This is a genomic window from Cryobacterium sp. TmT2-59, assembly GCF_004403545.1.
Lineage (GTDB): Bacteria > Actinomycetota > Actinomycetes > Actinomycetales > Microbacteriaceae > Cryobacterium > Cryobacterium shii.
This window is the reverse complement of sequence record NZ_SOGM01000095.1, coordinates 1-8,108: the sequence shown is the minus strand read 5'-3', so window position 1 is coordinate 8,108 and position 8,108 is coordinate 1. Positions and strand designations below refer to the sequence as shown.

Sequence of the window (8,108 nt, the reverse complement as noted above, 5' to 3'; positions counted from 1 at the left end):
GCCGCGGCTGCCGAGGCGCCGAGCGCCGCAGCGCCGGCCGCCGCGACACCGGCCGCCGAGCCGGCCTCGAGCACGTCCTCCGTCCCGGTCGTGGGCGGGCAGCGCACCGCGCGCACCACGTCCAGCGCCCCCAAGCCGGTCCCCGTGCCGGCCGACGCTCCGCTCAGCGCCCCGCAGCCCGTCGTGGCCGCCGAGGCCGTGGATGTCGTCACTCCCCTGCGCGGCATGTCCAAGAGCCTGGCCGCGAACATGGCGACCAGCCTGACGGTACCGACGGCCACGAGCGTGCGCACCATCCCGGCGAAGCTCCTGATCGACAACCGCATCGTGATGAACAACCACATGCGCCGGTCCCGCGGCGGCAAGGTCTCGTTCACGCACCTGATCGGCTGGGCCCTGATCCAGGCGCTCAAAACGTTCCCCAGCCAGAACGTCTATTACAACGAGATCGACGGCAAGCCCTCGGTCATCGCCCCGGCCCACGTCGGCCTCGGCATCGCGATCGACCTGCCCAAGCCCGACGGCACCCGGTCGCTCATGGTCCCGGCCCTCAAGCGCGCGGACACGATGACGTTCGGCGAGTACCTGGCTTCTTACGAGGACCTCGTCACCCGGGCCCGCAAGAACAAGCTAACGGCGGATGACTTCTCCGGCGCCACGGTCTCCCTGACCAACCCGGGCGGAATCGGCACCGTGCACTCGGTGCCGCGCCTGATGAAGGGCCAGGGCTGCATCATCGGCGCCGGCGCGCTCGACTACCCGGCCGAGTTCCAGGGCTCCAGCGTCAAGACCCTCACCGGTCTCGCCATCTCCAAGACCATCACGCTGACCAGCACCTACGACCACCGGGTGATCCAGGGCGCCGGCTCGGGCGAGTTCCTCAAGATCGTGCACGAGCTCCTGATCGGCCAGCACCACTTCTACGAGGACATCTTCGCCGCGCTGCGCATCCCGTACGACCCCATCCACTGGGCGCCGGACATCAGCGTCGACCTGGCCAGTGCCGTCGACAAGACCGCCCGCGTGCAGGAACTGATCAACGCGTACCGCGTGCGCGGCCACCTGATGGCCGACATCGACCCGCTCGAGTACACGCAGCGCACCCACCCTGACCTCGACATCTCGAACCACGGCCTGACCTTCTGGGACCTGGACCGCGAGTTCGTCACCGGCGGGTTCGGCAGCAAGCGCCTGATGCTCCTCCGCGACATCCTCGGCGTGCTCCGCGACTCGTACTGCCGCACCACGGGCATCGAGTACATGCATATCCAGGACCCTGCCCAGCGCAAGTGGATGCAGGAAAAGATGGAGAAGTCGTACGTCAAGCCGACGCACGACGAGCAGATGCGCATCCTGGGCAAGCTCAACGAGGCCGAGGCCTTCGAGACCTTCCTGCAGACCAAGTACGTCGGCCAGAAACGGTTCAGCCTCGAGGGCGGCGAGTCCACCATCGCGCTGCTCGACTCCGTCCTGCAGGGCGCTGCGGATGCCGGCCTCGACGAGGTCTGCATCGGCATGGCCCACCGCGGCCGCCTGAACGTGCTGACCAACATCGCCGGCAAGACCTACGGCCAGATCTTCCGTGAGTTCGAGGGCACGCAGGACCCGCGCACCGTTCAGGGCTCGGGCGACGTCAAGTACCACCTCGGCACGGAGGGCGTGTTCCGCGCCGCCAACGGCGACGAGATCCCGGTCTACCTGGCCGCGAACCCGTCCCACCTGGAGGCCGTCGACGGCGTGCTCGAAGGCATCGTGCGGGCCAAGCAGGACCGCAAGCCGATCGGCACGTTCTCCACGCTCCCCGTCCTCGTCCACGGCGATGCCGCCATGGCCGGACAGGGGATCGTGCTGGAGACCCTGCAGATGTCCCAGCTGCGCGGCTTCCGCACCGGCGGCACCATCCACCTCGTCGTCAACAACCAGGTCGGCTTCACCACCCTGCCCGGCGACGGACGAACCTCGGTCTACTCGACCGACGTCGCCAAGACCATCCAGGCGCCCATCTTCCACGTCAACGGGGATGACCCGGAAGCCGTGGTGCGGGTCGCCGAGCTCGCCCTGGCCTACCGCCAGGAGTTCAAGCGCGACGTGGTCATCGACCTGGTCTGCTACCGCCGCCGCGGCCACAACGAGGGCGACGACCCGTCGATGACGCAGCCGCTGATGTACAACCTGATCGAGGCCAAGCGCTCGGTCCGGAAGCTGTACACGGAGGCCCTCGTCGGACGTGGCGACATCACCCAGGAAGAGTACGAGGCCGCCCACGCCGACTTCCAGGACCGCCTCGAGCGCGCATTCATGGAGACGCACGCCGCGCAGTCCTCGTCGATCCCGATCGTCGGCGCCGGCGCCTCGCACGGCCTGGGCGGCAGCCCGGCGCAGGACGAGGCGGTCGGCGAACCGGCCACGACCGGAGTCCCGGAAGCGGTCGTCCACCTGATCGGTGACGCCTTCATGAACAAGCCCGCCGGCTTCACCGTGCACAACAAGCTGCAGCAGCTGATGCAGAAGCGCCAGGACATGAGCCGGGGCGGCAACATCGACTGGAGCTTCGGCGAACTACTCGCCCTCGGCTCCCTGCTGGTCGAGCGCACCCCGGTGCGCTTCGCCGGCCAGGATGCCCGCCGTGGCACGTTCGTGCAGCGCCACGCGGTGCTCCACGACCGCGTCAACGGCCAGGAATGGCTGCCGCTGGCCAACCTCAGCGAAGACCAAGCCCGGTTCTGGATCTACGACTCGCTGCTCAGCGAATACGCGGCCATGGGCTTCGAGTACGGCTACTCGGTGGAACGCGCCGACGCCCTCGTGCTCTGGGAGGCGCAGTTCGGCGACTTCGCCAACGGTGCGCAGACGGTCATCGACGAGTTCGTGTCCTCCGCCGAGCAGAAGTGGGGCCAGCGGTCATCCGTCGTGCTGCTGCTGCCGCACGGCTACGAGGGCCAGGGCCCCGACCACTCCTCCGCCCGGATCGAGCGCTACCTGCAGCTGTGCGCGGAAGACAACATGACCGTCGCCCGCCCGTCGACGCCGGCCTCGTACTTCCACCTGCTGCGCCGCCAGGCGTACATGCGTCCGCGGCGCCCGCTGATCGTGTTCACCCCGAAGTCGATGCTGCGCCTGCGCGGAGCGACCAGCCCGGTGGCCGATTTCACCACCGGCAGATTCGAACCGGTCATCGACGACGCCCGGATCACCGACCGGTCCCAGGTCAAGCGGGTGCTGTTCATGGCCGGCAAGCTGTATTACGACCTGCTCGCCGAACTCGACAAGAACCCGAACCCCGAGATCGCCCTGGTGCGGATGGAGCAGTACTACCCGCTGCCCGCATTCGAACTCAAGCAGATCGCGGACCAGTACCCGAATGCCGAACTGGCCTGGGTGCAGGACGAACCGGAGAATCAGGGAGCCTGGCCGTTCTTCTACCTGGAGACGAACAAGCTGGGCCCGCGGCCCGTGACTCTCTTCTCCCGCGCCGCCTCGGCGTCGCCGGCAGCCGGATCGGCCAAGCGGCACGCGGCGGAGCAGGCCGACCTGCTGAGCCGGGCGCTCACCGTCTAGCCCGCTCACCGTCTAGCCTGCTCACCGTCTAGCCTGCTCACCGTCTAGCCTGCTCACCGTCAGGCCCGAGAACGCTCGAGACGGAGGGACCGCACCGATTGGTGCGGTCCCTCCGTCGTTCAATCGATGTTGTCCGCGTGGGCCGCGGGTCCTAGGCTGGCCACAACACCACCGACGAGGAGATCCGGCATGCCGACCCGAGACACAACCCGAACCGGCGAACCCTGCTGGGCTGACCTGATGACCTCCGACCCGGCCCGGGCGCGGGAGTTCTACACCCGCCTCTTCGGCTGGACCGCGAGCGATTCCGGCGAGGAGTACGGCGGCTACGTCACCTTCCGCCTGGGCGACGCCGACGTGGCCGGCATGATGGGCCAGGACGCGGATTCGGACCGGCCTGACGCCTGGACCACCTATCTGGCCGTGACGGATGCCGACGCCACCGTCGCCGCCGCCCGGGACGCCGGCGCCCAGGTGCTGGCCGAACCGATGACCATGGGTGACATGGGACGGATGGCCATCCTGCTCGACCCGTCCGGCGCCGCCGTCGGGCTGTGGCAGCCGATCGAGTTCACCGGTTTCGGCAGGATCGAGGAAGCGGGAACCCCGGTTTGGCACGAGCTGAACACCACCAACTACGCCGCCGCCCTGCGGTTCTACGAGAGCGTCTTCGGCTGGACGCCCGTCTCGCTCAGCGACACAGACGAATTCCGGTACAGCACCGTCGGACCCGACGGGAACCAGGTCACCGGGATCTTCGACGCGTCCGCCCACCTGCCGCACGAGGTGCCGTCGCACTGGCAGCTCTACCTGGGCGTGACCGATGTCAAGGCCGCCGCCCGCCGGGTCGACGAGTTGGGCGGCACCGTGCTGCACGACCCCTGGGAGTCCGAATTCGGCACTTTCGCCCGGGTCGCGGACCCGACCGGCGCCGTGTTCGTGCTCGGCTCCGTCGATCGGCCCTCGGTCGACCAGCAGAACGTCGACTGACCGCCGACTCGGGTCCCGGGGTCAGCCCGGGATCGGTCCGGGCTCAGTGCCCGGACTGGATGGTGCGCAGTTTCAGCAGCACCTGGTCGCGCAGGTCCTCGGGGGCCATCTCGCGGCAGGCGCGCTGCACGGCCTCGGTCAGCGTACGGCCGACCAGGTGCTCGTCGTTGCAGTCCGCGCAGTGCGCGAGGTGTTCCCGGATGTCGGAGGCGTCCGCTCCGCAGAGTTCGTTGTGCAGGTATTCCTCGAGTTCGGCCTTGGCCTTCTCGCATCCACAGTCGGTCATGCTGGTGTGCTCCTGTTGTGAGTCTGGCCCGTCCCCGCAGTGCCCAGCCCGCGCTCCTGGGCGTAGCCGGCCAGCAGGTCGCGAAGGAGTCGTCGGCCACGATGCAGGCGGCTCATCACGGTGCCAATGGGTGTTTTCATGATTTCGGCGATCTCCTGGTACGAGAATCCCTCGACGTCGGCGAAGTAGACGGCCAGCCGGAAGTCTTCCGGGATGGACTGCAGCGCGTCCTTGACGGCGCTGTCCGGGAGGTGGTCGATGGCCTCGGCCTCGGCCGACCGGTTCGACATGGCCGTGCGCGACTCCGCGCCGCCGAGCTGCCAGTCCTCGAGGTCGTCGATGGTCCCCTGGAACGGCTCGCGCTGCTTCTTGCGGTAGGTGTTGATGAAGGTGTTGGTCAGGATCCGGTATAACCACGCCTTCAGGTTGGTGCCCTGTTCGAACTGGGCGAAGGCGGCGAAGGCCTTCACGAAGGTGTCCTGCACCAGGTCCTGCGCGTCCGAGGGATTGCGTGTCATGCGCATGGCCGCGGCGTACAGCTGGTCGATAAAGGGCAGTGCCTGCTCTTCGAACAGGTCTCGCATTTCGATCGCGTCGGTTGTCATCACCGACAATCCTAAGCGCTCGTCGAGATCGGGCCCGGGTCGCTCCAGCACCATGGACAACGTCACGTGTACCTCCCTCAACCTTTCGTCACCGACTATCCTGATAACCGATGTTGATCTCGAGATATTCCAAGCCTGAGTTCGATCCGTACGGCGACTCGTCGCCGGAGCAGACGGATGCCCGCTGGCCCGCGCCCACGGCCACCGGGCCGCTCTCGGCAACGGTGTCCCTGCCGGGGTCCAAATCACTCACCAACCGGGAGCTCGTCCTCAGTGCCCTCGCCGGGCATCCGTCTGTGCTGCGCTCCCCCCTGCACTCGCGGGACAGCGACCTGATGGTGGCCGCCCTGCGCCAGCTCGGCACGACCGTGGAGGAGGTGCCAGGGGAGGGCGAGTTCGGCCCCGACCTGCGGATCACCCCGGGCGAACTGTTCGGGTCGACGACCATCGACTGCGGCCTGGCCGGCACCGTGATGCGCTTCCTGCCGCCGGTCGCGGCGCTCGCCCTCGGCCCGACCACCTTCGACGGTGACGCGGGCGCGCGCCTGCGGCCGATGAAGACCACGATCTCGTCCCTGCGCGCCCTCGGCGCGGACATCAACGACGATGGCCGCGGCGCGCTGCCCTTCACCGTCCACGGCACCGGCAGCCTCGACGGCGGCGAGATCACCATCGACGCGTCCACGTCCAGCCAGTTCGTCTCCGGCCTGCTCCTGGCCGCCCCGCGCTTCGAGCGGGGCCTCCACCTCCGGCACGCGGGCGAACGCCTGCCGAGCATGCCGCACATCGAGATGACCATCGCCACCCTGGCCCGGCGCGGGGTCACCGTCGGCAGCCCCGCCGTGGGCGAGTGGATCGTGGCACCCGCCCCGATCGCCGGCGCCGAGATCGACATCGAGCCTGACCTCTCCAACGCGGCCCCGTTCCTGGCCGCGGCCCTGGTCGCCGGGGGCAGCGTCACCATCACCGGCTGGCCAGAGTCCACCACCCAGGTCGGCGCCGACCTGGCCGAGCTGCTGCCCCTGTTCGGCGCCACGGTCAGCCGCAGCGGGGACCGCCTCACCGTCACGGCCGGCGAGCGCCTCCGGGGCGTGCAGCTCGACCTGTCGACCGGCGGGGAGCTGGCCCCCGCGCTGGTGGCCCTGGCCGCCCTGGCGGATTCGCCGAGCACGATCACCGGGATCGGCCACATCCGTCATCACGAGACCGACCGCCTGGCCGCCCTGGCCGCGGAGATTAACGGACTCGGCGGTGCCGTGACCGAACTGCCCGACGGGCTTCAGATCGATCCACGCCCCCTGCACGGCGGCCCGTGGCGCACCTACGACGACCACCGGATGGCCACGGCGGGTGCCGTGATCGGCCTGGCTGTTCCCGGGGTGGAGATCGAGAACATCGGCACGACGGCCAAGACGCTCCCCCAGTTCGCGGACCTCTGGCAGACGCTCGCCTCCGGGGCCACGTCGTGACCTGGTGGGAGAGCGCCGACGATGACGAACCGGAATTCGACGAGTCCAGCGTGCGCGTGCGCCCGAACCGCAAGGGCAGCAAACCCCGCACCAAGACCCGGCCGGACCACGAGAACGCGCTGACCGGCCGCATCCTCTCCGTGGACCGCGGACGCTACACGGTCATGCTCGACGAGAACCTGCCCGCCGAGCGCCGGGTGACCGCCGCCCGCGCGAGCGAGCTGCGCAAGCAGGCCGTGGTCACCGGCGACCGCGTCGACATCGTCGGCGACACCAGCGGGGCGGCGGGCAGCCTGTCCCGGATCGTGCGGATCGTGCCGCGGGTGACGCTGCTCCGGCGCAGCGCCGACGACACGGATGCCGTCGAGCGCGTGATCGTCGCCAACGCCGACCAGATGCTGATCGTGGTGGCCGCGGCCAACCCGGAGCCGCGCATCCGCCTCGTCGACCGGTACCTCGTCGCCGCGTACGACGCGGGCGTGTCCCCGATCCTCTGCATCACGAAAACCGACCTGGCCGACCCCGCCGTGTTCCTCAGCAACTTTGCGGGCCTCGACCTGCCCGTCTTCGAGAGCCGCGACGACGCCATGCCGCTCGCGGAGATCTCGGCCGCCCTGGCCGGGCACGACACCGTCTTCGTCGGTCACTCCGGCGTCGGCAAGTCCACCCTCGTGAACGCGCTCGTCCCCGACGCGCATCGCGCCGTGGGCGTCGTGAACACGGTGACCGGCCGGGGCCGGCACACCTCCTCCTCGACCATCTCGCTGCGACTGGAGACGGATGCCGGCCGCGGCTGGGTCATCGACACGCCGGGCGTGCGCTCCTTCGGGCTCGGCCACATCAACACCGACAACATCCTGAAGGCGTTCACCGACCTCGCCCAGATCGCGCTCAAGTGCCCGCGCGGCTGCACCCACCTGCCCAACTCGCCCGACTGCGCCATCAACGAGGCCGTCGCGGCTGGCAAGCTGGGCGAGACCGGCAAGGCCCGCCTGGACTCCCTGCAGCGCCTGCTGGCCACCTTCGCCGCCGTCCCCGGCCACTGACCCCTCTTCCCGCCGCCCCTGCCCCTACCCCTACCCCTACCCCTAACCAATTCGACGGAGATTTTGGCTCTCCTGCTGCATCTGTGGGTCTTTCGGAGCGCCTTAACGGCCGCACGCCGCTTCCTGTCTAGGTTTCTGACTGTCAAGGAAAGAA

At 69.1% G+C, this 8,108-nt stretch carries 6 protein-coding genes; 4 read left to right on the top strand and 2 right to left on the bottom strand.

The features are described 5' to 3' along the window. Together E3T24_RS14865 and E3T24_RS14860 are read left to right on the top strand one after the other, a co-directional pair. On the top strand, positions 1-3,558 hold a 3,558-nt coding region (locus tag E3T24_RS14865), incomplete at its 5' end, for a multifunctional oxoglutarate decarboxylase/oxoglutarate dehydrogenase thiamine pyrophosphate-binding subunit/dihydrolipoyllysine-residue succinyltransferase subunit (RefSeq protein WP_134434786.1). A gap of 189 nt (positions 3,559-3,747) precedes the next feature. After that, entirely contained in the window at positions 3,748-4,548 is an 801-nt protein-coding gene (locus E3T24_RS14860; RefSeq protein WP_134405554.1) for a VOC family protein, read from the top strand. Between the two features lie 43 nt (positions 4,549-4,591). On the opposite strand, the gene E3T24_RS14855 is transcribed toward E3T24_RS14860, so the two are convergent. Together E3T24_RS14855 and E3T24_RS14850 are read right to left on the bottom strand one after the other, a co-directional pair. Beyond that, entirely contained in the window at positions 4,592-4,834 is a 243-nt protein-coding gene (locus E3T24_RS14855) for a zf-HC2 domain-containing protein (RefSeq protein ID WP_134366166.1), read from the bottom strand. Further along, positions 4,831-5,439 carry a sigma-70 family RNA polymerase sigma factor gene (locus E3T24_RS14850; RefSeq protein ID WP_179954737.1) on the bottom strand — a complete coding sequence of 203 codons (609 nt, stop codon included), beginning with the start codon at positions 5,437-5,439 and terminating at the stop codon, positions 4,831-4,833. Before E3T24_RS14850 ends, E3T24_RS14855 begins: the two co-directional genes overlap by 4 nt. A gap of 110 nt (positions 5,440-5,549) precedes the next feature. Between E3T24_RS14850 and aroA the strand changes: the two genes are divergently transcribed. After that, a complete protein-coding gene (gene aroA, locus E3T24_RS14845; protein ID WP_134366167.1) occupies positions 5,550-6,908 on the top strand; it encodes a 3-phosphoshikimate 1-carboxyvinyltransferase in 1,359 nt (452 codons plus the stop codon). Further along, entirely contained in the window at positions 6,905-7,954 is a 1,050-nt protein-coding gene (gene rsgA, locus E3T24_RS14840; RefSeq protein WP_134402935.1) for a ribosome small subunit-dependent GTPase A, read from the top strand. The genes aroA and rsgA overlap by 4 nt, the downstream gene beginning before the upstream one ends. The last annotated feature ends 154 nt before the right edge of the window (positions 7,955-8,108 follow it).

Bases quoted from the DNA above. Each gene is read 5' to 3' on its own strand.
- E3T24_RS14855 (WP_134366166.1), bottom strand. From the start codon at position 4,834: ATGACCGACTGTGGATGCGAGAAGGCCAAGGCCGAACTCGAGGAATAC.
- E3T24_RS14850 (WP_179954737.1), bottom strand. From the start codon at position 5,439: ATGACAACCGACGCGATCGAAATGCGAGACCTGTTCGAAGAGCAGGCA.
- aroA (WP_134366167.1), top strand. From the start codon at position 5,550: ATGTTGATCTCGAGATATTCCAAGCCTGAGTTCGATCCGTACGGCGAC.
- E3T24_RS14860 (WP_134405554.1), top strand. From the start codon at position 3,748: ATGCCGACCCGAGACACAACCCGAACCGGCGAACCCTGCTGGGCTGAC.